Origin of the sequence: Pelomonas dachongensis, from assembly GCF_043555865.1 — a bacterium.
Classification (GTDB): Bacteria; Pseudomonadota; Gammaproteobacteria; order Burkholderiales; family Burkholderiaceae_C; genus Pelomonas; species Pelomonas dachongensis.
This window is the reverse complement of the sequence record NZ_JBIGHY010000005.1, coordinates 241,949-263,752: the sequence shown is the minus strand read 5'-3', so window position 1 is coordinate 263,752 and position 21,804 is coordinate 241,949. Positions and strand designations below refer to the sequence as shown.

The following is a 21,804-nucleotide window of genomic DNA, read 5'->3' as shown; positions in this document are numbered from 1 at the left end:
CAAGCCCCGGCAAGGCGGGTGACCCGCCGGCGCGCCTCCTCGCCCGAGGGGCGGGGGCTCTTCGCCCAGGACGCGTGGCTGCGGAGCGTGCAGGGCCGCGGCGGTCGCGCAACGTCGAGAATCCCGTCATGCAAGTCCGCCACCGAAGACTCCTCGCGCTGACGCGCCGCCATCCGTCCGCCATTCTGTTGATCGTGCAGCTGGCCGGGCTGCTGCTGTACCCGCTGCTGGAGTCCACGCGCATCGGGCCGCTGGCGCTGAGCGGGTTCGGCGTTGCGGTGCTCGTGGTCACGACACGCATGGTGCGGCGCACGCCGGGGCTGATGTGGCTGAGCGTTGGCCTGGCGCTGCCTGCCATCGTCATGCTGGTGCTGCAGGCGGTGTGGCACATGCACTGGCTGCAGCCGTGGTCGGCCGGGCTGGAGGCGCTTTTCTATTTCTATGCGGCGGGCAGCCTGGTGGCCTACATGATGGGCGACATGCAGGCGACGACGGATGAGCTGTTCGCAGCGGGCGCCACGTTCACGCTGCTGGCCTGGGGCTTCGCCTACGCCTATGTGGCGCTGCAGGCGGTGCAGCCGGGCAGTTTTTCGGCGGCCGTCAACGCCGAGCAGCCACGCACCTGGACGGAGCTGATGTTCCTCAGCTTCGCGCTGCTGTCGAGCACGGGCATCGGCGATGTCATCCCCGTCAAGCCGCTGGCCCGAGCGCTGACGGCACTGGAGATGTTCGTCGGCGTCATGTACCTGGCCGCCGTGGTGTCGCGGCTGATTGGGCTGACGTTGCTGCGCCGCGACCGCTGAGGGTAGCAACGCGCCGGACTTCATCCCCGCCTACAAGCGCGGCGCGTGTGCGCCGTCAGGCCTGACGCACGCCCACCCCTAGACTTCCGCGCCATCGGGCTGCGGTCAATACCGCCCGCAGCCGCGTGGACGAAAAGATCCGGAGGAACGATGCGCGTGCTGTCTGCTGGACAACCCTGGTGCCCGTACGTGGCGGGAACATTGATCGCGTTGCTGGCGCCGCCGCTGGCGGCACAGACGGCTCCCGCTCCGGCTGAGCCGGCGGCGCTGGACAAGTGCGTGGAGATCGGCGCGCCGGCTGACCGGCTGGCCTGCTACGACAAGGCGATGGGCCGCGCGTCCGCGCCCGCAGCTCCACCGGCCTACGTCGAGAACCCGGCCGGCGGCGCGCCCACGGCCGCCGCCGTGCCTGTGCCCGTGTCCACCTCGCTGCTGGCGCCCAAGGGCGACGTGGTGGCAGTGGCCGCCGAGCGGCAGGAGCCATCCAGCCTGATGTCCAAGTTCTGGGAGCTGGAGCCGCAAGACAAGCGTGGCGTCTTCAACTTCGTCGGCTACCGAGCCAACTACGTGCTGCCGATTCACTGGACGACACGCATCAACCGCTCGCCGCAGTCGCCCAGCCAGGCGGTGGTGGAGCAGCCCAACTTCCGGCGCGAGGAGGCCAAGTTCCAGTTGTCGCTGCGGACTAAGCTCGCGCAGGACGTGCTGCTGCCCGGCGCCGACCTGTGGGCCGCGTTCACGCAGCAGGCCATGTGGCAGATCTGGAACGGCAAGGATTCCAAGCCTTTCCGCAACAGCGACTACGAGCCCGAGCTGATGTACGTGGTGCCGACGCCCGAGAGCTGGCGCCAGCTGCCGCTGGGCTGGCAGTGGCGTTACGCGCAGCTGGGGCTGGCGCACCAGTCCAACGGCCAGTCCGACCCGCTGTCGCGCAGCTGGAACCGCATCAACATGGCCGCCGGTTTCGAGCGCGGCGACTGGTCCCTCGTGGCGCGCTTCCTGAAGCGGCTCAAGGAGAGCGCCGACACCGACAACAATCCCGACCTCGTCGGCTACCGCGGCCGCGGCGAGTTCCAGGTCAACTGGGCGCACCAGAAGCACACCGCGCAGCTGACTTACCGCACGACGCTGAAGGACGCCAAGTACGGCGCGCTGCAGTTCGAATGGACCTACCCGGTGTTCAAGGACCAGCCTAACGGCCTGCGCTGGTATGTGCAGGTGTTCAATGGCTACGGTGAGACGCTGACCGACTACAACTTCCGCCAGACCAGCGTCGGCGCGGGCTTCAGCTTCCTGCAGTTCTGAACGGCGGCAGCAAGTCAGCCGCGATTCAGCCGCAAGTCAGTCGCGGAAGGTCGGCGCGCCCTTGCCGGCCATCATGGCCTTGGTGAGGTCCTCGCTCATCAGCATGGCGGCGTTCCATGTGGCGATGTGGTTCAGGCCGTCGGCCACCGTGTGGTCGCGCGCGTAGTTCAGCTGCTCCTTGGTGCCGCGGATGGACAGCGGCGACTTGGCGGCAATGGCGGCGGCGATCTCGCGCACACCGGCCTGCAGCGTCTCGCGGCTGTCGAACACGCGGTTGACGAGGCCGATCTCGCGCGCCTCGGCAGCCTCCATGCGCCGGCCGGTGTAGGCCAGTTCGCGCACGAGGCCCTGCGAGCCGATCAGCTTGGGTAGCCGCTGCAGCGTGCCGACGTCGGCCACCATGCCGATGTCGATTTCCTTGATGGAGAAGTAGGCGTCGGCGCTGCAGTAGCGCATGTCGGCGGCGCAGATCAGGTCGATGCCGCCGCCCACGCAGGCGCCATGCACGGCGGCCAGCACCGGCTTGCGGCAGCGCTCCAGGCTGGTCAGCGTGTCCTGCATGTCCAGGATGATGCGGCGCAGGCTCTCGCGCATGCGGCCGTCGCACGGGTCCTCGATCTGCGGCGCGATGCCCATCATCATCTGCAGGTCGATGCCGGCGGTGAAGTGTCTGCCTTCGCCTTCCAGCACCGCGACGCGCACCTCGGGCTGGCCGTCGATCCAGTCGAACGCGCGGCGGATGTCCTGCCACATCACCGCATTCATCGCGTTGGCCTTGTCCGGGCGGTTCAGGCGCACGGTGGCGATGTGGTCGTGGATGGAGAGGGTGAGGGTGTCGAGTTGCAGGGTGCTCATAGAGACCTCTTGAAGCTTCAGGCAATCGGTTCGGCCTGCTGGCGGAGCCAGTCGGCCAGCTCGGATTCACTGATCTCGCTGGCCGCGACGCCGAGCATGGTGATGACGCAGTCGGCGTCGTTCGCAAGCAGTTCCAGGCCGTTGAGCGACAGGAACAGCTCCATGGCCACGTAGGCTGTGCGCCTGTTGCCATCGATGAACGGATGGTTCTTGGCCAGGCCGACGGCATAGGCGGCCGCCAGCTCGAACACGTCGGGCTGTCCGTAGGCCACCAGGTTCCGGGGCCGGGTCACGGCAGACTCGAACAGCCCCTCGTCACGAATGCCGGTGGCGCCACGGTGCTCGGCCAGTTGCTCGTGATGGATGGCCCGCAACACATCGGCGTTCAGCCAATGCCATTCGCGCCCGGAAGCATTCACTTGGCCAGTTCTCGCAGCACGGCGCGGCGCTTCTTCATGATGCTGCGCGCCGCGTCCATCTGCTGCTCGAACTCGGGGCTGTAGGGCGAGATCAACACGCCGTTGACGGCCTCCGACAGGTAGAGCACATCACCTTTCTCCACCTTCAGGCGCGCCAGCACCTCCTTGGGCAGAATCACGCCGAGGGAGTTGCCGATCTGGGTAATCTTGAGCGCACTCACCGCCGCCTCCGATGGTTATAACTTCTGTAATACTATCGGCCGCCTCATCCGTTGACAAGCCCATGATTCACGCCACCAAACGCATTGCCGGCGGCGCCGGCCTCGCCGCCGTGCTCGTCAAGCGCGCGCCCACGCTCGAACTGGACTGGGACACGCGCAGCAAGAGCCGCTTCTCCGCCACTGACTCCACCGGCCGCGAGATTGGCGTCGTGCTGCCGCGCGGCACCACGCTGCGCGGCAGCGACGTGCTGGTGGCCGAGGACGGCACGCTGCTGCGCGTCATCGCCGCGCCGCAGCCGGTGCTGCAGGTGCGCCATTGCGCCGAGCACGGCTCGCCGTTCGACCTGCTGCGCGCCGCCTACCACCTGGGCAACCGCCACGTGCCGCTGGAGCTGCAGCCCACGCTGCTGCAGTTCGAGCCCGACGCCGTGCTAGCCGACATGCTGCGCCGCCAGCATCTCATCGTCACCGAGGCGCACGCGGCGTTCGAGCCCGAGGGCGGGGCCTACGGCGAGGGGACTGGACACGGCCACCACCACGGCCCTCACCACGGGCACGACGATCATGATCATCGCCACGCGACCGAGCCCGCGCCGGTGCGCAAGCCGCTCGCGATTCCTGTCAAAGCGCACGACGCTGGCCATGTGCACGGCCCCGGCTGTAACCACGCGCATGACCACGGCCAAGACCACACCCCCGCGCATGGCCAACCCGGCCACGTGCACGGCCCGGGTTGCGGGCACGACCACAAGCACTGACCTCGACGGGGCGGTCGCGGGGAATCCGCACCTCCGCACGCAACCGCCGCTTCCCGGTGCCGCGCTGCCAGGCCGTTAGCATGCGGTGCGCTTGTTGGATGCCTGCCCTGAACGAGGGCGGCTGGCATCAGACGCTCAACCAGGGAGCCTTTGTTTTGACAACCATCCGTTTCGTTCTCGCCGCGCTCGCCATCGGGCTGCCCGCCAGCGGTTTCGCCCAGGCCAATCTCGCCGGCGCCAATTACATCGGCGTGGTGGTCGGCACCGGCAAGGTGGGCCTGAACTGCCCGAGCGGCACCCGGTGCAGCCCCGTCGATACCAACCGCACGCTGCGCGCGGGGCACCGGTTCAACGAGTCTTGGGCCTTCGAGGTGGCCTACGCCCACACCGACGCCGACTGGGGCGTGCTGGGCTACAACTACTCGGCCGAGTTCGTCGGCTTCAGCGTGGGCGCGGCCTACACGCTGCCGCTGTCGGCCAGCGTCGGCGCACTGGTGCGCGTCGGTGGCGCGTCCAACGAGCTGAAGCTGCAGCCGGCAGTCGCTTTCGGGCAGAGCAACCCCGGCACCCTCACCACGCGGTCCGTGAAGCCTTATGTCGGGCTGGGCCTGTCGTGGCAGTTCGCGCGGCACTGGAGCACCAGCTTCAATGTCGACCTGACGCGCGCCGATCTGCGCGAGACGCCCAACGGCTCCAAGCAGTCCGTCACGGTGCGCACGCTGGGCGCCGGCATCGCCTTGAATTTCTGACGCGTCGCGGCCGGCCAAGGCAGTCATCGCGGTGAAAATCGCCGCATGTCTGCCGACGCCTCGTCATCTTTGCTGCACCTGCTCTGGCTGGCCAGTCCCGCGCTGCCGGTCGGCGGGTTCAGCTACTCCGAAGGCCTGGAGGCCGCGGTTGACGCCGGCATCGTCCACGACGAGGTCAGCGCCGGCGACTGGCTGCTGAACCAGTTGGCACTGGTGCAGGCACGTGCCGAACTGCCCGTTGCCGCGGCAGCCCATGCGGCCACGATTGCACTCGACGCCGAACGCCTGACCCAGCTCAACGCCTGGGTATTGCAGACCCGCGAGACCAGCGAGAGCCTGCAGCAGGTCCAGCAGATGGGCCGCAGCCTGCTCGTTTGGATGCAGGGCCTGGTGCCCGAAGCGCGCGTGCTGCCGTTGCTGCGCGCACTGCAACCCGCGCCCAGCTGGCCGGTCGTCATGGGCGCGGCAGCTGCCTCACGTGGTGCAGCGCTCGAGCCCGCGCTGCAGGCCATCGCCTTCGGCTGGGCCGAGAACCTGATGCAGGCCGCCGTGCGCTGCGTGCCGCTGGGCCAGACGGCCGGTCAGCGGCTGCTGGCACGCCTCGTGCAAGCCATCCCCACAGCCGTGGCGAACGCGCTCGCCGCGCCCGAGCCCATGGCGTTTGCGCCGCTGCTGGGTGTGCTGGGCGCCCGCCACGAAACCCAATACTCACGACTGTTCCGCTCATGACCGCACCGCTGCACGCCATCCCCAACCGCACGAAGAAGCTGCCACCACTGCGCGTGGGCGTCGGTGGCCCGGTGGGCTCCGGCAAAACCACCCTCGTCGAGATGCTCTGCAAGACCATGCGCGACCGGTGGGACCTGGTGGTCGTCACCAACGACATCTACACCAAGGAGGACCAGCGCCTGCTGACGGTGGCCGGCGCGCTGGCGCCCGAGCGCATCATGGGCGTGGAGACCGGCGGCTGCCCGCACACCGCCATCCGCGAGGACTGCTCCATCAACCTCGAAGCCGTGGACCGCATGCTGGACAGGTTCCCGGATGCGGACATCGTCTTCGTCGAGAGCGGTGGCGACAACCTGGCGGCCACCTTCAGCCCCGAGCTGAGCGACCTGACCATCTACGTCATCGACGTGGCAGCGGGCGAGAAGATCCCGCGCAAGGGCGGCCCGGGCATCACGAAAAGCGACCTGTTCGTCATCAACAAGACCGACCTGGCGCCGCACGTCGGCGCCGACCTGGACGTGATGCGCAGCGACACCGCGCGCATGCGGCCGGTGAAGCCCTGGGTCATGACCAACCTGAAGACCCGCGAGGGCCTGGCCGAGGTGGTCAGTTTCATCGAGAAGAAGGGCTTGCTCGTTGGCTGATCCCGTCCGCTGGCCTGCGCGGCTGGCGTTGACTGCAAGGGCTGAAGGTGCCGCCACGCGTGTGCATGCGCGCCACGACGGCCCGCTGCGGCTGCTGAAGACGCTGTACCCTGAAGGTGAGGCCATCGCCCACGCGGTGCTGGTGCATCCGCCCGGCGGGCTGGTGGGCGGCGACCGGCTGGACATCGACCTCGACGTGCAGGCCGGTGCCCACCTGCTGGTCACGACGCCCGCAGCGACGCGCTTCTACCGCTCTCATGCCGGAGAAGCGGCGCAGGTGGTGACCGCACAGGTGGCGGCAGGTGCAAGGCTGGAGTGGGTGCCGCAGGAGACGCTCGCCTACCCGGCCTGCGTCGGCCGCAACGAGGTGAGGCTGCGCCTGGCGGCGGGTGCCAGCCTGTTCGCGACCGAGGTGCTGGGCCTGGGCCTGCCGGCCGCGGGCCAGGCGTTCGACACTGGCCGGCTGCTGCAGCACCTGGAGATCGAAGGCCAGTGGCTGGACCGCGGCTGGCTGGATGCGGCGGACCATGCGCTGTTGAATGGCCCCTGTGGCCTGGGCGGCCACCGCGTGCTGGGCACGCTCGCCTATGCGCAGACCACCGCGCTGGCCGTTGCCGAGGCGCTGCTGGACGACAGCCGCGCGCTGCTGGCCGACCAGCCGCTGAGCGGTGTCACCCACCTGGCCGGCCCGCGCGGCGCGGTGCTGCTGGTGCGCGTGGTAGGTGACGAGGTGGAGTCCGTCACAGCGGCGCTGCGGCGGGTGAGGGCGCTGTTACGCGAGCGGCTGTGGGGTCTGCCGGGAGGCGAGCCTCGCATCTGGGCCACCTGAGCGGCCCGCGGCCCCGACGATCCGGGGCCGGGTGCCGCTTCAGTTGTCGCCGCCCGGGATGTCCCGGCGCAGCTTGACCTTGGTGTCCGAGTTCTTGCGCATCTTGATGTTGATCATCTCGACGCCCAGCGAGAAAGCCATCGCGAAGTAGATGTAGCCCTTGGGCACGTGATGGCCGAAGCCTTCCGCCACCAGCACCACGCCCACGACGACCAGGAAGCTCAGCGCCAGCATCTTGATGGTCGGGTGGTTGGACACGAAGCGGCCGATAGGGCCAGCGAAGAGCATCATCAGACCGACCGAGGCGATCACTGCGGCGACCATGATGCGCACGTCGCTGACCATGCCCACGGCCGTGATGATCGAGTCCAGCGAGAACACCAGGTCGATGATCATGATCTGGACGATCACGGACGCGAAAGCCGCCTTGGCCTTGCTGGCGTTGCTCTCCACCTCGTCCTCGCCTTCCAGCGAGCCGTGGATCTCCACCGTGCTCTTCCAGATCAGGAACAGGCCGCCACCGATGAGGATGAGGTCTCGCCCGGAGACGTCCATGCCGAACACGGTGAACAGCGGCTCCACCATGCCCACGATCCAAGCCAGGGTCAGCAGCAGGCCGATGCGCATGAACATCGCCATGAACAGGCCCAAGCGGCGTGCGAACTCCTGGCGCTCCTTTGGCAGCTTGTCCACCAGGATGCTGATGAAGATGATGTTGTCGATGCCCAGCACCAGCTCCAGCGCTGTCAGCGTGGCAAAGGCGATCCAGGTCTGCGGGTTTGACAGCAGTTCAAGCATGGGGGGAGGGGTGGGCGTAGAAAAGCCCGCCATTCTCGCAAGTGCAGGCCCAGCTTGTCGCTGAGCAATGGTTCGCTTTTTGTTGCGGCCAAGCGTCGGATGGCGCTCAGCGCAGCCCCAGCGCCTGCAGCAGTTCAGCCGGCGCGTAGGGCCGGCGCCGTTGCGGCCAGGCCTCCACCAGCGCCTGCATGCGGGCATTCAACGGCGCCGTGCGGTGCAGTCTGGCGGCCAGGCGCCGGACCTCGCCGCACAGCGCGTCGATCTCGGTGACGCGGCCGGCCGCCAGGTCGTCGGCCATGCTGGACCGGGCCTGTGCGTCGATGCGCAGCATGCGCGACGCCGCCAGCCGGAACACGAACGTCGGCATGCGCAGCAGCAACAGCAGCCGGCGTGGCGGCAACGGCGTCAGCGGCGCGACCGTGCGGCCGGCTGCGCCGAGCAGGTCCAGCGCCTCCTGCTGCAGGGCGGCGAAGGCGAGCCGGTAGCCGCGTTGCAGCAGCTCGTCGCGAAGCGGGCGGCCGGACAGCGCGTTGACCGGGTTGTTCAGGTTCAGCAGCAGCTTGCCCCACTGCACCGGGGCCAGATCGGCATGCAGCCTGAGCTTCATCCCCGCGCGGCCCAGCGCCGTCTGCCAGGCGGTCAGCGCCGCGTCGTCGCGGCCGCCTTCCACGGCCAGCGCGCCGGCGGTGCCGCGGTGGTAGTGGCCGGGCGCGATCTCGGCGATGTTGTACGGCACCATGCCTGCGTGCCAGCGCAACTGCGGCGCCGTGGCACGCGCCTGAGAGGCGTTGCCGATGCCGTTCTGCAGGCTGACCACTGGCGTGCCCGCCGGCAGCTTCCGGCCCAGCGCCGTGGCGGCCTCGGCGGTGGCGCCGGACTTCACGCACAGCAGCGCCAGGTCGGGCTTGAGCCCGGTCGGCGGCTGCTCGTGCAGGTGCAGGTCCGCTGCCGCGATGCGGCGGTCCAGACCGTCCTGGTCGGTCAGCCGCAGCCCGTGCGTGCGCAGCGCGGCCAGCACGCGCGGGCGGCCGACGAAGTGAACCGGCACGCCGGCCAGTTGCGTCAACCCGCCGACGAAGCAGCCGACCGAGCCTGCGCCCATGACGAGAACGCCGGTCATGACATCCGTCGGGCGTCGGCGGCCGTGGAGAATGAAGCGGGCCGAGCGGCGGGCCGCCAGGGGACCGCCCGGGCTGGTCCGCGTTCAGCGAGACCCGACGGGGTGAGGGGCGTCAAGGATGCGCGAGATCGCGGAGGTGTGTCGGGCCGACGCGGCGCTCGATTTCCGCCAGCAGCGCGCGGCCCCAGCCAAGCATGAACATCGCTTCGCCGACGACAAACATCGGGCCGACCAGCAGTCCAACGAGGTCGTCGACGAAGGCGGGCTTGCGGCCTTCGTAGTAGTGGCCCACGAACTGCAGGATCCAGCCCACCACGAAGCTGCCGACGCCGATCACCAGCCAGCCGGTCGTCGTGGCGTCCTGGATGGCGGTCATTGCCAGCGCCGTCAGCACACCGTTGACGGCAGCCGTCGCGGCGCCCAGCATCAGGTTGCCGCGCGTCAGATACCACAGCGCGGTGAGGCCCCACAGCACGATGGCGGCGTTCATCGGCGTGTCGCCGATGCTGAACTCGGCGCGCGCCAGGAGTGCGCTGATCGCAAACACAATGAGCGGAATGCCGACGAAGTGCGTGGCGATGTTGCGGCGGTCGCGGTGATACGCGGCGTACTGCGCCATCAGGTCGAGGGCGGGGCGGAACAGGCTGGACATGGTGGAGGCTCCACACGAGGAGATGGTGGCTATGCTAGTCCAGCTGCGCGTGGGAGCGTCGTGCCCATGCCCGCAAAACCTTCGCAGAATCCCCAGTCACGCATGCAAACCACAAGCCGCAGACAGTTGCTGATCGGACTCGCCGGTCTGGCGGGCTGTGCCAGCGTCCCCTTGGTGACACCGCCCGCGCCGCCTGCGCCGCCAGAAGGCCCCAACGAGTTGCGCGTGCTGGTGTTTCGCGGCGGCGCGGCGTCGCGGCTGGGCCACAACCATGTGCTGCGTGCCGGGGACCTGCGAGTGGAGTGGCCGGCCACCGGCCCGGTGATGCGTTTCCGGCTGGACGTACTGGCCGTCGACCCCGCCCCATTGCGCGCTCGGCTCGGCGAGGCGTTTGCCAGCGCTGTTGACGACGAGGCCCGTTCCGGGACGCGCACCAACCTGCTGAAGGCGCTGGATGCGGCGGCACACCCCGAAGTGGTCGTGCGCACGCTGCAGCAGCAGGGCGAGGGCGCGCGCCGTGCCGTGGAGGCGGAGATCACGTTGCACGGCGTGACGCGGCGGCAGTGGTTCGTGGTGGCGGTGGACGGCGCGCGGGCGCGCGGCGAGGTCATCGTCCGCCAGAGCGACTTTGGCATCCAGCCGTTCACGGTGCTGGGCGGGCTGCTCGCGGTGCAGGACGCACTGGTCGTGCAGTTCGAGCTGCTTCAACCCTGAAGGCGCAGCAGCATCAGGTCCTTGCCCAGCCGGCGTCCGTCGGGCAGGCGTATCGCATCCGGCAGGTGGCCATAGCGCTCGAAGCCCGCGCCGCAGTACAGGCCGATGGCAGCGCGGTTGCCAGCGGTGACGCTGAGGGTGAGCTGCGCCAGGCCGGGTGTTGCCTTCACCCGGTCGAGCCCCGCGGCCAGCAGCGCCCGCCCGATGCCGCGGCCCCGGTGCGTGTCCGCCACCATCATGCCCACCAGGTGGGCGATGTGCTGGACCTTGTGTCGAGGCTCGCGCTCGCAGGTCAGTGCGCCGACGACGCGACTGCCGTCCAGCGCCACCAGCGTGAACAAGGTGTTGCCGCCGGCCAGCCGGCTGCGGTAGCTGGCCAGGTCGCGCAGCCGCTCGGTCTCGGCGTCGGACGTGAACGCCTCCGGGTGGCCCGACAGCATCGCATCTCGTAGCGCCTTGTAGGCGAGCAAGTCGGGTTCAAGCATGGGACGGATGCTGACGTCAACCATGCAGGTCTTCCATGTGGTTGAAGTTGGCAAACGCCCGCTCGTCGTCGAACCAGGCGACGCCATGCGGCTGCGAGCGCATCCAGCGCAGCACCGCCCGGCCCCCTTTGCGCAGGTACGCGGCCAGCGGCTCGCGCAGCCGGGCGTGCAGCAGCGCATGCGTCGGGTGCTCGCGCGCGGCCTGCGCGAAGGACAGGCCGTGGGGCTCAGCGGCGGCGCGCAGGCGTTCGGCAAGATCGAGCGGCAGGTGAGGGCAGTCGCACGGCGCCGTCAGCAGCCAGGCATCGCCGGGCAGCGCGTCCAGTCCGGCCAGCATACCGGCCAACGGCCCGGCGAACTCCAAGCCCGGCGGATCGACCCGCACGTCGTGGCCCAGCGCGGCGTAGGTGTCGAGGTTGCGGTTGGCGCTGATCGCCAACTGATCGGCCTGTGGCGCCAGGCGCTCGGCGACGTGGGCCACCAGCGGCCGGCCGTCCAGCAGTTGCAGCCCTTTGTCCACGCCCCCCATGCGGCTGCCGCGGCCGCCGGCGAGGATCAGGGCGTGGAGGTCGACGCTTGCCATGTCACCGCCCAGATGGGCTCCAGGCCGCCGCCAAAGCAACCTGCATCGACGAACTGCCTGGCCTGTTCAGGCGTCGGCGGGGGCTTGATCAGTCCGACCGACAACGGCTGCACCTTTGGGCCGCCGGGATGCCGCTGATGGGCAAAATCCAAGGGAATTGCAAGCGTCAGATGCCAGGCGAGCGCGGCGAAGGCCCAGGCCGGACGGTCGCGCAGCAAGGCGAAGCTGAGGCCGCCGAGCAGCGCGGCTGCCGCTGCGATGACGAGGGCTCGTCCAGCGCCCCAGTCGATGGAAGTGAAGTCCAGACCGACCATCAGGGTCAGCGGCCCAAGTGCCAAGCCCAGGGCCGTCCATCGAGCTGCGCGCCAGCCGTGACGCCAGCCTTGCCAGACCAGCGCGGACATCAGCAGCACTCCCAGCGCCCACCACGCCGGGCGGTGGGAGCCGAGCGCCACGAAGCTCAAGAGCGCGCCGATCAGCAGTGCTGATGCCAGGCCTTGTGCGGCCCGCCAGACATGAGGGCGAAGTAGCGGCTTATCCACCGATGTAGTGCATCTCGACGCGGCGCTCGGCGGCCGCCTCGGTGCTGCCGCGAAGCTGCGAGTAGCGGTCGTCGCGGCCGCTCCACACGGCGGCGATGGTGCTGGCCAGCTGGCCGTCGTCGACCGGCTCGGCGCCGCGCAGCAGGCTGCGCAGGTCATGGCCGCGGCTGGCGAACAGGCAGGTGTAGAGCCGACCTTCGGTGGACAGCCGCGCGCGGTTGCAGTCGCCGCAAAAGGCCTGCGTGACGCTGGAGATGAAGCCGACCTCGCCGCTGCCATCGGCGTACGCCCAGCGCTCGGCGGTCTCGCCCGGCGCTTGTGCCGACAGCGGCACCAGCGGGAACTCTGCGGCGATCCGGCGCTGCACCTCGCGGCTGGGCAGCACCTGGTCCATGCGCCAGCCGTTGGTGGTGCCCACGTCCATGAACTCGATGAACCGCAGCACCACGCCGCCCCCGTAGTTTTCGCGGAAGTGGCGTGCCATGGGCAGGATCTGGTCGTCATTGACGCCGCGCTGCACGACCATGTTGACCTTGATCGGCCCGAGCCCCGCGGCCAGGGCGGCGGCGATGCCGTCCAGCACATCGGCCACCGGGAAGCCCACGTCGTTCATGCGCTGGAAGACGGCGTCGTCCAGCCCGTCCAGGCTCACGGTGAGGCGGTTCAGCCCCGCGGCCTTCAGTCCGGCGGCCTTGCGGACCAGCGTGGAGCCGTTGGTCGTCAGCGTCAGGTCCAGCGCGCGGCCGTCAGGCGTGCGCAAGGGGGCCAACATGGCGAGCAGATCCTCCAGCCCGCGGCGCAGCGTGGGCTCGCCGCCGGTGATGCGCAGCTTCTCCACGCCCAGGCCGACGAAGACGCGGGCCAGCCGCGTGATCTCCTCGAAGCTCAGCAGCGCGCTGCTGGGCAGGAACTGGTGGTGTTTGTCGAACACCTGCTTGGGCATGCAGTAGCCGCAGCGGAAGTTGCAGCGGTCCGTCACTGAGATGCGCAGGTCGCGCAGCGGCCGACCCCGCGTGTCCAGCAACGGCCCGTCCACGCGCACGGCAGGCCGCAGCCGCAGCGGCGGGCTGTAGACGAGGGGAGCTTCGCGCACGGTCATTGTGGGCGGATTCTGCCCGCCGGCCGGGAGCGCTGCGTCAGAGGCGGAAGCGGCCCACGGTCTGCGTGAGGTTTTGCGCCTGCTGGCGCAGCGATTCGGCGGCGGCCAGGGCCTGCTCCACGAGTGCAGAGTTCTGCTGCGTGCTGCGGTCCATGTCGGCCACGGTGGTGTTGACCTGCGCGATACCCGCGCCCTGCTCGCTGCTGGCCGTGCTGATCTCGCCGATCATCGTGCTGACGCGCTGCACGCTGGACACCACGTCGCGGATGGTGGCGCCGGCGTCCTCGACCTGCGCCGAGCCGGTGCTGACCTTGGCGACGGAATCGTCGATCAGGCCCTTGATCTCGCGCGCGGCGGCGGCGCTGCGCTGGGCCAGCGAGCGCACCTCGCCGGCCACGACGGCGAAGCCGCGGCCTTGCTCGCCGGCGCGGGCTGCCTCGACGGCGGCGTTCAGCGCCAGGATGTTGGTCTGGAACGCGATGCCGTCGATGACGCCGATGATGTCCACGATCTTGCGCGACGAGGCTTCGATGCTGCCCATCGTGCCCACCACCTGCTCGACCATCGCGCCGCCCTTGCGCGCCACCTCGGACGCGCCGCGCGCGAGTTCATCCGCCTGGCGCGCGTTCTGCGCGTTCTGCTGAACTGTGGAGGTCAGCTCCTCCATGGACGCAGCCGTCTCTTCCAGTGAGGCAGCCTGCGCCTCGGTGCGGGTGGACAGGTCGCCGTTGCCGGCGGCGATCTGTGCCGACGCGGTGGCGATGGAATCGCTGGCCATGCGGACCTCGCCGACCAGCGCCGCGAGGTTGTCGCGCATTGCGCGAATCGCGTGCAGCACGCTGCTCTGGTCACCCGGGGACACGATGACCTCGGTGCCCAGGTCGCCGCCGGCAATCCGGCTGACCACTTCGGCGGCGTACTGCGGCTCGCCGCCCAGCTGGCGGAACAACTGGCGCACCCCCGCCCAGACGACGCCGGCCACGAGCAGCATCAGCACGGCGCCGATGCCGAGCAGCGTCAGCGTGTGGCGCCAGAACGCGCGCTCGATGTCATCGATGTAGTCGCCGAAGCCGATGATCCAGTCCCAGGGCGCGAACTTGACGATGGCGTACAGCTTTTCGACCTCGTCCTTGCTGCCGGGTCGGGTGCCTTTGGCGATGACGGTGCCGATGGTCTTGCCCTGCAGCGCGGCGCGGTAGCGCTCGCCGGCTTCCTTGCCGCCCTTGGCATCGACGATACCGATGCGCTTCGGGTTGGGGTGCACCAGGTTCACGTCGTCGCTGAAGCCGCGCACGAAGAAGTACAGGTCGTCGCGGTGGAAGCTGGCGATGGCGCGCTTGACCTGGGCCTGCGCTTCTTCCTTCGTCAGCTTGCCTTCCTTCTCCAGCGCGTGGCCCTTCTCGGCGGCCGCATGGGCCAGCGTGACCAGCGTGGACAGTTGTGCCACGCGGCCGTCCATCATGGAGCTGCGCAGGCTGGCCAGTGCTACGGTGGCCAGCACGGCCATGCCCAGCAAGGTGATGGCGCAAAGCCAGATCATGCGAGTGCGCAACTTCATCGGAATCCTTCGGTATGAATGCCGTGATGGTAGGAACGCGGGGGGCCGACCAAAGCCCGAATAAGCCGCGTGCCGTGGGGTTTTCCCGCATCGGGCTTGATCTGTATCGCCAGGGCTTCTAGGATTAACCGACCGGTCGGTAGAGGAATTCCATGTCCGAGCATCTGATCCAGATCGAACAGCAGGGCGCCGTGCGGGTGATGCGCCTGAACCGCCCCGAGGCGCTGAACGCGTTCACGGCCACGCTGCTGGCGCAGCTGCGCCAGGCGCTGGAGGCCGCCGCCGCAGACGCCACGACGCGCTGCGTGCTGCTCACCGGCTCGGGCCGGGCCTTCAGCGCCGGGCAGGACCTGGCCGACCCGCACGTGGCGCCCAGCCGCGAGCCCGGTGCCGTGCCCAAGGACATCGGCCACATGCTGGAGCAGTACTACATCCCGCTGGCGCTGCGCCTGCGCAGCCTGCCCATCCCGGTGGTGGCTGCCGTCAATGGCGTGGCCGCGGGTGCCGGTGCCAATCTGGCGCTGGGCTGCGACGTCGTCATCGCCGCAGAGAGCGCGAGCTTTGTCCAGGCCTTCTCCCGGATCGGTCTGATCCCCGACTGCGGTGGCACCTGGCTGTTGCCGCGTCTGGTGGGCCGCGCCAAGGCGCTGGAGCTGGCGCTGCTGGGCGACAAGGTGAAGGCGGCCGAAGCGCAGACGCTGGGCCTGATCGCCCGCGTGGTGCCCGATGCCGATCTGCAGGACGTGGCCATGGTGCTGGCGCAGAAGCTGGCCGGCATGCCCACGCGCGCGCTGGTGGAGACGCGCCGCGCGATGGACGACGCGATGCTGAGCGACTACGAGTCGGCGCTGAAGCGGGAGAGCGGGCTGCAGAGCCAGCTGGGCTTCTCGCACGACTACCTGGAGGGCGTGGCCGCCTTCATGGACAAGCGCCAACCCGAGTTCAAGGACCGCTGAAGATGGACGCGCAAGCCGTTGCCGAGAAGGTCCGCGACACGATGCTCGCGGACGACGCCGCCGCGCGCCTGCTGGGCATGCAGGTCGCCGAGGTCGCGCCCGGCCGCGCGGTCGTCACGATGACTGTGCGGGCCGACATGCTGAACGGTTTCGCCATCTGCCACGGCGGACTGATCGCGACGCTGGCGGACTCAGCCTTCGCGTTTGCCTGCAATGCCCGCAATGCATTGACGGTGGCGTCGGGCTTCGGCATCGACATCCTGAAGAGCGCCCATCTCGATGACGTGTTGACGGCGACGGCGCAGGAGACATCGCTGGCCGGGCGCACGGGGCTGTACGACATCACGGTGAAGAACCAGAACGGCGACCTGATCGCGATGTTCCGCGGCAGGTCGTACCGCTTGGGTGAACGCAAGGTATTCGAAGCATGACCGTCAAGATGCCCCAACCCGGCGACCTCGACCCCATCGAGACCGCCAGCCGCGACCAGTTGCAGGCGCTGCAACTGGAGCGCCTGCGCTGGAGCCTGCAGCACGCCTACGACCACGTGCCGCACTACCAGGCTGCCTTCGACGCAAAGGGCGTGCATCCGTCGGACCTGAAGACGCTGGGCGATCTGGCCAAGTTCCCGTTCACGACCAAGCACGACCTGCGCGCGAACTACCCGTTCGGCCTGTTCGCCGTGCCTCGCGAAAAGCTGGCACGCATCCATGCGTCGTCGGGCACCACAGGCAAGCCCACGGTCGTCGGCTACACGCTGAAGGACATCGACCACTGGGCCAACCTCGTCGCACGCTCCATCCGCGCTGCGGGTGGTCGTGCGGGCGACCTGGTGCACGTGGCCTATGGCTACGGCCTGTTCACCGGCGGCCTGGGCGCGCACTATGGCGCCGAGCGACTGGGCTGCACCGTCATCCCGATGAGCGGCGGCCAGACCGAGAAGCAGGTGCAGCTGATCACCGACTTCAAGCCCGACATCATCATGGTGACGCCCAGCTACATGCAGGTGCTGGTGGAGGAGTTCACCCGCCAGGGGCTGGACGCGCGCGAGTCGTCGCTGAAGATCGGCATCTTCGGCGCCGAGCCGTGGACCGAGGCGATGCGCCGTGACATCGAGGCCAGCGCCGGCATCGACGCGGTAGACATCTACGGCCTGTCCGAAGTGATGGGGCCGGGGGTCGCCAGCGAGTGCATCGAGAGCAAGGACGGCCCGGTCATCTGGGAAGACCATTTCTACCCCGAGATCATCGACCCCGACACCGGCGAGGTGCTGCCGGACGGCAGCGAGGGCGAGCTGGTATTCACGTCGCTGACCAAGGAGGCGATGCCCGTCATCCGCTACCGCACGCGCGACCTGACGCGGCTGCTGCCGCCCACGTCCCGGGCCATGCGCCGCATGGGCAAGATCGTCGGCCGCAGCGACGACATGCTGATCATCCGCGGCGTCAACCTGTTCCCCACGCAGGTGGAGGAGCTGGTGCTGCAGGAGAAGGGGCTGGGCGGGCAGTACCAGCTCGTCGTCAGCCGCAACGGCCACCTCGACGAGCTGGTCATCCGCTGCGAGCTGGCGCTGGGCGCGACGGACGACGGCATCGCCCGGCGCCTGTCTGAGCGCATCAAGAACCTGATCGGCGTGACGGCGACCATCAATGTCGAGCCGAACAACTCCATCGAACGCACGCTGGTCGGCAAGGCTCGCCGTGTCGTGGATCAACGCAAGAAGTAAGGAGCTTCAAGCATGTACACCCAAGCCATGGATCTGATGGCGCGGGAAGCCAAGCCGAAGGTCGTCAAAAGCGCCGACGAGCTGGCCCGCGAGGAAGCCTTTGAAGCCCGCATCGATGCCGGTGACTTCATCGAGGCCAAAGACTGGATGCCCGAGCACTACCGCAAGACGCTGGTGCGGCAGATCAGTCAGCACGCTCACAGCGAGATCGTCGGCATGCTGCCCGAGGGCAACTGGATCACGCGCGCGCCGACGCTCAAGCGCAAGGCCATCCTGCTCGCCAAGGTGCAGGACGAGGGCGGCCATGGTCTGTACCTCTACGCCGCCGCCGAGACGCTGGGCACCAGCCGCGACGAGATGACCGAGGCGCTGCTGTCGGGCAAGGCCAAGTACAGCTCCATCTTCAACTACCCCACGCTGACCTGGGCCGACATCGGTGTCATCGGCTGGCTGGTGGACGGCGCGGCCATCATGAACCAGGTGCCGCTGTGCAGGTGTTCGTATGCGCCTTATGCGCGAGCCATGATCCGCGTTTGCCGCGAGGAGAGCTTTCACCAGCGTCAGGGCTACGAGAGCCTGCTGACGATGATGACCCACGGCACCGCCGCGCAGAAGGCGATGGTGCAGGACGCCGTGAACCGCTGGTGGTGGCCGTCGCTGATGATGTTCGGCCCGGCCGACAAGGACTCGCCCAACTCCGAGCAGAGCATGCGCTGGGGGATCAAGCGCGTGACCAACGACCAGCTGCGCCAGAAGTTCGTCGATGCGACCATCCCGCAGGCCGGCATCCTCGGCGTGACGGTGCCCGACCCGGCGCTGAAGTGGAATGCCGAGCGCGACGCGTATGACTTTGGCGAGATCGACTGGAGCGAGTTTTGGCGGGTGGTGGGTGGCGAAGGCCCCTGCAACCGCGAGCGGCTGGCCGCCCGCAACAAGGCCTGGGACGACGGTGCCTGGGTGCGCGACGCGGCGCTGGCCCATGCGCGCAAGCAGGCCGTGAAGATGGAGGCGGCGTGATGAGCAACCCGAAGAATGAGTGGCCCTTGTGGGAGGTGTTCGTCCGCAGCAAGGCGGGCCTGGATCACAAGCACTGCGGCAGCCTGCACGCGCCCGACTCGGCGATGGCCATCCAGATGGCGCGCGACGTCTACACGCGCCGTCAGGAAGGCACCAGCATCTGGGTCGTGCGCTCCGAGCAGATTGTCGCCAGCGACCCGACCGAGAAGGGCAGCCTGTTCGACCCGGCCGACGACAAGGTCTACCGCCATCCGACGTTCTATGAACTGCCGGACGAACTGAACCACATGTGATGGCCATGGACGCGAAGACCACCGACGTGCTGCCCTACGTGTTGCGTTTGGCGGACACCTGCCTCATCCACAGCCAGCGCCTGTCCGAATGGGCCGGCCACGCGCCGGTGCTGGAGGAAGACCTCGCGCTGGCCAACATCGCGCTGGACCTGCTGGGCCAGGCACGCGCGCTGCTGACTCACGCCGGCCAGATCGAAGGCGCGGGCCGCGATGAAGACCAGCTCGCCTTCCTGCGCGAGGAGCGCGAGTACCGCAACGTCGTGCTGGTGGAGTTGCCGAACGCGGTGGCCAGCCCCAGCGATGGCGGCGGGCGCGACTTTGCGCTGACCACGCTGCGCAACGCGGCCGTCGCGATCTGGCTGGAGCTGCTCTACGAGCGGCTGCAGGCCAGCGCCGACACCGAGCTGGCCGGCATCGCCGCCAAGTCGCTGAAGGAGGTGCGTTACCACCGCCAGCACAGCAGCGACTGGGTTGTGCGCCTGGGCGACGGCACGGACGAGTCGCAGCGCCGCATGCAGGCCGCGCTGAACGTGCTGTCGCCGTACTTCAACGAGCTGTTCGCGGCTGCGGGCGTCGATGGCGTGGGCCCCGCGTGGAGCGAGCTGGAACCGGAGTGGCGCGCCCGCTGGGCCACGCTGATGCAGGAGGCCATGCTGACCCTGCCGCGCGACAGCGCGATGCAGCCACGCGGCATCGACGGCATCCACAGCGAACACATGGGCCACATGCTGGGCACCCTGCAGTTCCTGCAGCGCGCTTATCCAGGCGGAGTCTGGTGATGAACCTCGCCGCTGCTCGCGAGCGTCTGGCCACCGTGCCCGACCCGGAGATCCCCGCGGTGACGCTGGTGGACCTGGGCATCGTGCGCGACCTGCGCGAGACGCCTGGCGGCGTCGAGGTCGTGCTGACGCCCACCTACAGCGGCTGCCCCGCCACCGAGCTGATCGCCGACGACGTGCGTGCGGCGCTGGCCGAGTTCGGCGACGTGACGGTCACGCTGCAACGCGCCCCCGCCTGGAGCACCGACTGGATCAGTGCGGAAGGCCGCGAGAAGCTGCAGCAGTACGGCATCGTGCCGCCGCAGTGCCACGTTGGAGATGGCAGTGAGCAGGCCATCCGCGTGTTGCCGCGCCTGCGCTGCCCGCGTTGCGACGGTGGCAAGACCGAGCAGCTGTCGCGCTTCGGCTCGACACCCTGCAAGTCGACCTGGCGCTGCATCGAATGCGGTGAGCCCTTCGAATACTTCAAGCCCTTCTGACATGGCTTTGCACTTCCACCCTCTGCGCGTCACGTCCGTCGAGCGCGACACCGACGACGCGATGGTCGTCGGCTTCGACGCGCCCGAAGGCTTCACCTTCGAGCCTGGCCAGTACCTGACGCTGCGCACCCACATCGACGGCCAGGAACTGCGCCGCAGCTACTCCATCTGCTCGGACCGCCAGCTGCGCGTTGGCATCCGCCGCGTCGATGGCGGCGCGTTCTCCACCTGGGTGCACGAGCGCCTGCAGCCTGGCGACCTGATCGAGTCGTACCCGCCGCAGGGCCGCTTCGTCATGCCTGCGACCCAGGCCGACGGCCGGCACATGCTGTTCATCGCCGGCGGCTCGGGCATCACGCCCATCCTGTCCCTCCTGACGGCGCTGCTGGAGCGTGACCCCAGCGCCCGCGCGACGCTGATCTACGCCAACCGCCGCACCGCGTCGACGATGTTCAAGGAAGAACTCGAAGACCTGAAGAACCGCTTCATGACGCGGCTGTCGCTGCACCTCATCTTCAGCCGCGAGCTGGTCGACGCGCCGCTGTACGGCGGGCGGCTGGATGCGGGCAAGCTCAGCGCGTTCCTGGCAGGCCCTGTGCCGGCGGGCAGCATCGACGAGGTGTTCGTCTGCGGCCCGTTCGAGATGAACGACCAAGCCGAGGCCGCCCTGCGCGGCGCTGGCATCCCCGCCGAGCGCATCCACATCGAGCGATTCGGCACGCCCGAGACGCTGAGCGGCCGGCCTGTGCCGCACGAGGTCAGGCCGGGCGATGCGCCCGAGGCGCGCGTGACCGTGATCCGCGACGGCCTGTCGCGCGAGATCAACTTCATGGCCACGGACCCCAGCCTGCTGGACGCCGCGGCGCGCGAAGGCATGGACGTGCCGTTCTCGTGCAAGAGCGGCGTGTGCTCCACGTGCCGCTGCAAACTCATCGAGGGTCAGGTGCGCATGGACAAGAACTTCGCGCTGGACAAGGCCGAGGTCGCTGCGGGATTCATCCTGAGCTGCCAGGCCCACCCCTTGACCGACAAAGTCGTCATTTCCTTTGATGAGCGCTGATGGCCCGCAAACGTGCCCCCGGCTTTGAAGCCCAACGCGAGGACATCCTCGCCGCTGCCGCCCGCCTGTTCGCCGAGCAGGGTTTCAGCGCCACGTCAATGAACCAGGTTGCCGACGCCTGCGGTGTGGCCAAGCCAACGCTGTATCACTACTTCGAGGACAAGCAGGCGCTGCTGGCGCAGATCTGCGACGCGCACGTGCACGCGCTGCTGGCGCTGGTGGACGAGGTCAAGGCGCGCCAACTCACACCCGAGGCCCAGTTGCGCGCGCTGATCGAAGGTTTCACCCGTGCCTATGCCGACGCGCAGGACCAGCACCGCGTGCTGACCAGCGAGATCAAGTTCCTGGCGGATGCCGAGCGCGAACGGCTGCTGGACGTGGAGCGCCGCGTGGTGGGCGAGTTTGCTGCCACGCTGTGCAGCCTGCGCCCCGAGCTGCACGCCGCCCGGCTGCACAAGCCGCTGACCATGCTGCTGTTCGGCATGATCAACTGGACCTTCACCTGGCTGCGACCCGACGGCGACCTGTCACACGAAGCGCTGGCGGCTCTGGTAAGTGACCTGTTCTTTGGCGGCCTCGGCGCGGTGCATGCGCGGCAGCCTGCCCTGATCCCTGACTGACGACGACAACC

General features: G+C 68.9%; 28 protein-coding genes. 17 read left to right on the top strand and 11 right to left on the bottom strand.

Annotated features, from left to right (window positions below):
- Positions 1 to 128 precede the first annotated feature (128 nt).
- Positions 129 to 803, top strand: coding sequence for an ion channel (locus ACG02S_RS15480; RefSeq protein WP_394471368.1), 675 nt, complete (start codon positions 129 to 131; stop codon positions 801 to 803).
- A gap of 150 nt (positions 804 to 953) precedes the next feature.
- On the top strand, positions 954 to 2,108 hold the full coding sequence (locus ACG02S_RS15475; protein ID WP_394471367.1) for a phospholipase A: 1,155 nt from the start codon (positions 954 to 956) through the stop codon (positions 2,106 to 2,108).
- Positions 2,109 to 2,144: 36 nt separating this feature from the next.
- Here ACG02S_RS15475 and ACG02S_RS15470 read toward each other — a convergent pair whose 3' ends face one another.
- The 3 genes from ACG02S_RS15470 to ACG02S_RS15460 are packed head-to-tail and all read right to left on the bottom strand — an operon-like array spanning position 2,145 to position 3,603.
- On the bottom strand, positions 2,145 to 2,963 hold the full coding sequence (locus tag ACG02S_RS15470; RefSeq protein WP_394471366.1) for a crotonase/enoyl-CoA hydratase family protein: 819 nt from the start codon (positions 2,961 to 2,963) through the stop codon (positions 2,145 to 2,147).
- Positions 2,964 to 2,980: 17 nt separating this feature from the next.
- Positions 2,981 to 3,382: a type II toxin-antitoxin system death-on-curing family toxin gene (locus ACG02S_RS15465; RefSeq protein ID WP_394471365.1), complete on the bottom strand. Its 402-nt coding sequence runs from the start codon at positions 3,380 to 3,382 to the stop codon at positions 2,981 to 2,983.
- On the bottom strand, positions 3,379 to 3,603 hold the full coding sequence (locus tag ACG02S_RS15460) for an AbrB/MazE/SpoVT family DNA-binding domain-containing protein (RefSeq protein ID WP_394471364.1): 225 nt from the start codon (positions 3,601 to 3,603) through the stop codon (positions 3,379 to 3,381). Before ACG02S_RS15460 ends, ACG02S_RS15465 begins: the two co-directional genes overlap by 4 nt.
- Positions 3,604 to 3,665: 62 nt before the next feature.
- Here ACG02S_RS15460 and ureE point away from each other — a divergent pair, with 62 nt between their 5' ends.
- The 5 genes from ureE to ACG02S_RS15435 all read left to right on the top strand — a co-directional run bounded on the left by ureE (position 3,666) and on the right by ACG02S_RS15435 (position 7,312).
- Entirely contained in the window at positions 3,666 to 4,361 is a 696-nt protein-coding gene (gene ureE, locus ACG02S_RS15455) for an urease accessory protein UreE (RefSeq protein ID WP_394471363.1), read from the top strand.
- A 155-nt stretch (positions 4,362 to 4,516) separates the two neighbouring features.
- Complete coding sequence (locus tag ACG02S_RS15450) at positions 4,517 to 5,110, top strand: outer membrane beta-barrel protein (protein ID WP_394471362.1); 594 nt, start codon at positions 4,517 to 4,519, stop codon at positions 5,108 to 5,110.
- A 45-nt stretch (positions 5,111 to 5,155) separates the two neighbouring features.
- Positions 5,156 to 5,839: an urease accessory protein UreF gene (locus ACG02S_RS15445; protein ID WP_394471361.1), complete on the top strand. Its 684-nt coding sequence runs from the start codon at positions 5,156 to 5,158 to the stop codon at positions 5,837 to 5,839.
- Positions 5,836 to 6,483 (top strand): urease accessory protein UreG, encoded by a 648-nt coding sequence (gene ureG / locus ACG02S_RS15440; RefSeq protein ID WP_394471360.1) that lies wholly within the window; start codon positions 5,836 to 5,838, stop codon positions 6,481 to 6,483. Before ACG02S_RS15445 ends, ureG begins: the two co-directional genes overlap by 4 nt.
- Positions 6,476 to 7,312 carry an urease accessory protein UreD gene (locus ACG02S_RS15435; protein WP_394471359.1) on the top strand — a complete coding sequence of 279 codons (837 nt, stop codon included), beginning with the start codon at positions 6,476 to 6,478 and terminating at the stop codon, positions 7,310 to 7,312. The genes ureG and ACG02S_RS15435 overlap by 8 nt, the downstream gene beginning before the upstream one ends.
- Before the next feature lie 39 nt (positions 7,313 to 7,351).
- Here the strand turns inward: ACG02S_RS15435 and ACG02S_RS15430 are convergent, their stop codons facing one another.
- From ACG02S_RS15430 to ACG02S_RS15420, 3 genes are all read right to left on the bottom strand, one after another.
- On the bottom strand, positions 7,352 to 8,110 hold the full coding sequence (locus ACG02S_RS15430) for a TerC family protein (RefSeq protein ID WP_394471358.1): 759 nt from the start codon (positions 8,108 to 8,110) through the stop codon (positions 7,352 to 7,354).
- A gap of 106 nt (positions 8,111 to 8,216) precedes the next feature.
- On the bottom strand, positions 8,217 to 9,230 hold the full coding sequence (locus tag ACG02S_RS15425) for a 2-dehydropantoate 2-reductase (RefSeq protein ID WP_394471357.1): 1,014 nt from the start codon (positions 9,228 to 9,230) through the stop codon (positions 8,217 to 8,219).
- 112 nt (positions 9,231 to 9,342) lie between these two features.
- Positions 9,343 to 9,882 (bottom strand): Mpo1 family 2-hydroxy fatty acid dioxygenase, encoded by a 540-nt coding sequence (locus ACG02S_RS15420; RefSeq protein WP_394471356.1) that lies wholly within the window; start codon positions 9,880 to 9,882, stop codon positions 9,343 to 9,345.
- A 102-nt stretch (positions 9,883 to 9,984) separates the two neighbouring features.
- On the opposite strand from ACG02S_RS15420, the gene ACG02S_RS15415 reads away from it, so the two are divergent.
- Positions 9,985 to 10,596: a YceI family protein gene (locus ACG02S_RS15415; RefSeq protein WP_394471355.1), complete on the top strand. Its 612-nt coding sequence runs from the start codon at positions 9,985 to 9,987 to the stop codon at positions 10,594 to 10,596.
- Here ACG02S_RS15415 and ACG02S_RS15410 read toward each other — a convergent pair.
- From ACG02S_RS15410 to ACG02S_RS15390, 5 genes are read right to left on the bottom strand one after another with little or no spacing between them, the layout of a single operon-like run.
- Positions 10,587 to 11,081 (bottom strand): GNAT family N-acetyltransferase, encoded by a 495-nt coding sequence (locus tag ACG02S_RS15410; protein WP_394471354.1) that lies wholly within the window; start codon positions 11,079 to 11,081, stop codon positions 10,587 to 10,589. The genes ACG02S_RS15415 and ACG02S_RS15410 overlap by 10 nt on opposite strands.
- Positions 11,082 to 11,097: 16 nt before the next feature.
- Positions 11,098 to 11,664: a molybdenum cofactor guanylyltransferase MobA gene (mobA, locus tag ACG02S_RS15405; RefSeq protein WP_394471353.1), complete on the bottom strand. Its 567-nt coding sequence runs from the start codon at positions 11,662 to 11,664 to the stop codon at positions 11,098 to 11,100.
- A complete protein-coding gene (locus tag ACG02S_RS15400; RefSeq protein WP_394471352.1) occupies positions 11,637 to 12,206 on the bottom strand; it encodes a hypothetical protein in 570 nt (189 codons plus the stop codon). Before ACG02S_RS15400 ends, mobA begins: the two co-directional genes overlap by 28 nt.
- Entirely contained in the window at positions 12,199 to 13,305 is a 1,107-nt protein-coding gene (gene moaA / locus ACG02S_RS15395) for a GTP 3',8-cyclase MoaA (protein WP_394471351.1), read from the bottom strand. The genes ACG02S_RS15400 and moaA overlap by 8 nt, the downstream gene beginning before the upstream one ends.
- Positions 13,306 to 13,342: 37 nt before the next feature.
- Positions 13,343 to 14,863, bottom strand: coding sequence for a methyl-accepting chemotaxis protein (locus ACG02S_RS15390; RefSeq protein WP_394471350.1), 1,521 nt, complete (start codon positions 14,861 to 14,863; stop codon positions 13,343 to 13,345).
- Between the two features lie 152 nt (positions 14,864 to 15,015).
- Here ACG02S_RS15390 and ACG02S_RS15385 point away from each other — a divergent pair, with 152 nt between their 5' ends.
- Genes ACG02S_RS15385 through ACG02S_RS15345 form a run of 9 tightly spaced genes read left to right on the top strand, consistent with a single transcriptional unit; the run spans position 15,016 to position 21,793 of the window.
- Entirely contained in the window at positions 15,016 to 15,819 is an 804-nt protein-coding gene (locus ACG02S_RS15385) for an enoyl-CoA hydratase-related protein (protein ID WP_394471349.1), read from the top strand.
- Between the two features lie 2 nt (positions 15,820 to 15,821).
- Entirely contained in the window at positions 15,822 to 16,250 is a 429-nt protein-coding gene (paaI, locus tag ACG02S_RS15380; protein ID WP_394471348.1) for a hydroxyphenylacetyl-CoA thioesterase PaaI, read from the top strand.
- The gene (gene paaK / locus ACG02S_RS15375) at positions 16,247 to 17,545 is read left to right on the top strand and encodes a phenylacetate--CoA ligase PaaK (protein WP_394471347.1); all 1,299 of its coding nucleotides are present in this window, start codon (positions 16,247 to 16,249) and stop codon (positions 17,543 to 17,545) included. The genes paaI and paaK overlap by 4 nt, the downstream gene beginning before the upstream one ends.
- Before the next feature lie 12 nt (positions 17,546 to 17,557).
- Positions 17,558 to 18,562: a 1,2-phenylacetyl-CoA epoxidase subunit PaaA gene (gene paaA, locus ACG02S_RS15370; protein WP_394471346.1), complete on the top strand. Its 1,005-nt coding sequence runs from the start codon at positions 17,558 to 17,560 to the stop codon at positions 18,560 to 18,562.
- Positions 18,562 to 18,855 (top strand): 1,2-phenylacetyl-CoA epoxidase subunit PaaB, encoded by a 294-nt coding sequence (gene paaB / locus ACG02S_RS15365; RefSeq protein WP_394471345.1) that lies wholly within the window; start codon positions 18,562 to 18,564, stop codon positions 18,853 to 18,855. Before paaA ends, paaB begins: the two co-directional genes overlap by 1 nt.
- Entirely contained in the window at positions 18,855 to 19,634 is a 780-nt protein-coding gene (gene paaC, locus ACG02S_RS15360; protein WP_394471344.1) for a 1,2-phenylacetyl-CoA epoxidase subunit PaaC, read from the top strand. Before paaB ends, paaC begins: the two co-directional genes overlap by 1 nt.
- Positions 19,634 to 20,113 carry a 1,2-phenylacetyl-CoA epoxidase subunit PaaD gene (gene paaD, locus ACG02S_RS15355; RefSeq protein WP_394471343.1) on the top strand — a complete coding sequence of 160 codons (480 nt, stop codon included), beginning with the start codon at positions 19,634 to 19,636 and terminating at the stop codon, positions 20,111 to 20,113. Before paaC ends, paaD begins: the two co-directional genes overlap by 1 nt.
- Position 20,114: 1 nt before the next feature.
- A complete protein-coding gene (gene paaE / locus ACG02S_RS15350) occupies positions 20,115 to 21,173 on the top strand; it encodes a 1,2-phenylacetyl-CoA epoxidase subunit PaaE (RefSeq protein WP_394471342.1) in 1,059 nt (352 codons plus the stop codon).
- Positions 21,173 to 21,793: a TetR/AcrR family transcriptional regulator gene (locus ACG02S_RS15345; protein ID WP_394471341.1), complete on the top strand. Its 621-nt coding sequence runs from the start codon at positions 21,173 to 21,175 to the stop codon at positions 21,791 to 21,793. The genes paaE and ACG02S_RS15345 overlap by 1 nt, the downstream gene beginning before the upstream one ends.
- The last annotated feature ends 11 nt before the right edge of the window (positions 21,794 to 21,804 follow it).

Excerpts from the sequence above, each read along its gene's own strand:
- ACG02S_RS15385 (WP_394471349.1), top strand. The coding sequence starts at position 15,016 with ATGTCCGAGCATCTGATCCAGATCGAACAGCAGGGCGCCGTGCGGGTG.
- mobA (WP_394471353.1), bottom strand. The coding sequence starts at position 11,664 with ATGGCAAGCGTCGACCTCCACGCCCTGATCCTCGCCGGCGGCCGCGGC.
- paaD (WP_394471343.1), top strand. The coding sequence starts at position 19,634 with ATGAACCTCGCCGCTGCTCGCGAGCGTCTGGCCACCGTGCCCGACCCG.
- paaA (WP_394471346.1), top strand. The coding sequence starts at position 17,558 with ATGTACACCCAAGCCATGGATCTGATGGCGCGGGAAGCCAAGCCGAAG.
- ACG02S_RS15480 (WP_394471368.1), top strand. The coding sequence starts at position 129 with ATGCAAGTCCGCCACCGAAGACTCCTCGCGCTGACGCGCCGCCATCCG.
- ACG02S_RS15345 (WP_394471341.1), top strand. The coding sequence starts at position 21,173 with ATGGCCCGCAAACGTGCCCCCGGCTTTGAAGCCCAACGCGAGGACATC.
- ACG02S_RS15425 (WP_394471357.1), bottom strand. The coding sequence starts at position 9,230 with ATGACCGGCGTTCTCGTCATGGGCGCAGGCTCGGTCGGCTGCTTCGTC.
- ACG02S_RS15410 (WP_394471354.1), bottom strand. The coding sequence starts at position 11,081 with ATGCTTGAACCCGACTTGCTCGCCTACAAGGCGCTACGAGATGCGATG.
- ACG02S_RS15470 (WP_394471366.1), bottom strand. The coding sequence starts at position 2,963 with ATGAGCACCCTGCAACTCGACACCCTCACCCTCTCCATCCACGACCAC.
- paaK (WP_394471347.1), top strand. The coding sequence starts at position 16,247 with ATGACCGTCAAGATGCCCCAACCCGGCGACCTCGACCCCATCGAGACC.
- paaB (WP_394471345.1), top strand. The coding sequence starts at position 18,562 with ATGAGCAACCCGAAGAATGAGTGGCCCTTGTGGGAGGTGTTCGTCCGC.
- ACG02S_RS15420 (WP_394471356.1), bottom strand. The coding sequence starts at position 9,882 with ATGTCCAGCCTGTTCCGCCCCGCCCTCGACCTGATGGCGCAGTACGCC.
- ACG02S_RS15445 (WP_394471361.1), top strand. The coding sequence starts at position 5,156 with ATGTCTGCCGACGCCTCGTCATCTTTGCTGCACCTGCTCTGGCTGGCC.
- ureE (WP_394471363.1), top strand. The coding sequence starts at position 3,666 with ATGATTCACGCCACCAAACGCATTGCCGGCGGCGCCGGCCTCGCCGCC.
- ACG02S_RS15475 (WP_394471367.1), top strand. The coding sequence starts at position 954 with ATGCGCGTGCTGTCTGCTGGACAACCCTGGTGCCCGTACGTGGCGGGA.
- moaA (WP_394471351.1), bottom strand. The coding sequence starts at position 13,305 with ATGACCGTGCGCGAAGCTCCCCTCGTCTACAGCCCGCCGCTGCGGCTG.
- ACG02S_RS15415 (WP_394471355.1), top strand. The coding sequence starts at position 9,985 with ATGCAAACCACAAGCCGCAGACAGTTGCTGATCGGACTCGCCGGTCTG.
- paaC (WP_394471344.1), top strand. The coding sequence starts at position 18,855 with ATGGCCATGGACGCGAAGACCACCGACGTGCTGCCCTACGTGTTGCGT.
- ACG02S_RS15390 (WP_394471350.1), bottom strand. The coding sequence starts at position 14,863 with ATGAAGTTGCGCACTCGCATGATCTGGCTTTGCGCCATCACCTTGCTG.
- ureG (WP_394471360.1), top strand. The coding sequence starts at position 5,836 with ATGACCGCACCGCTGCACGCCATCCCCAACCGCACGAAGAAGCTGCCA.
- paaI (WP_394471348.1), top strand. The coding sequence starts at position 15,822 with ATGGACGCGCAAGCCGTTGCCGAGAAGGTCCGCGACACGATGCTCGCG.
- paaE (WP_394471342.1), top strand. The coding sequence starts at position 20,115 with ATGGCTTTGCACTTCCACCCTCTGCGCGTCACGTCCGTCGAGCGCGAC.
- ACG02S_RS15430 (WP_394471358.1), bottom strand. The coding sequence starts at position 8,110 with ATGCTTGAACTGCTGTCAAACCCGCAGACCTGGATCGCCTTTGCCACG.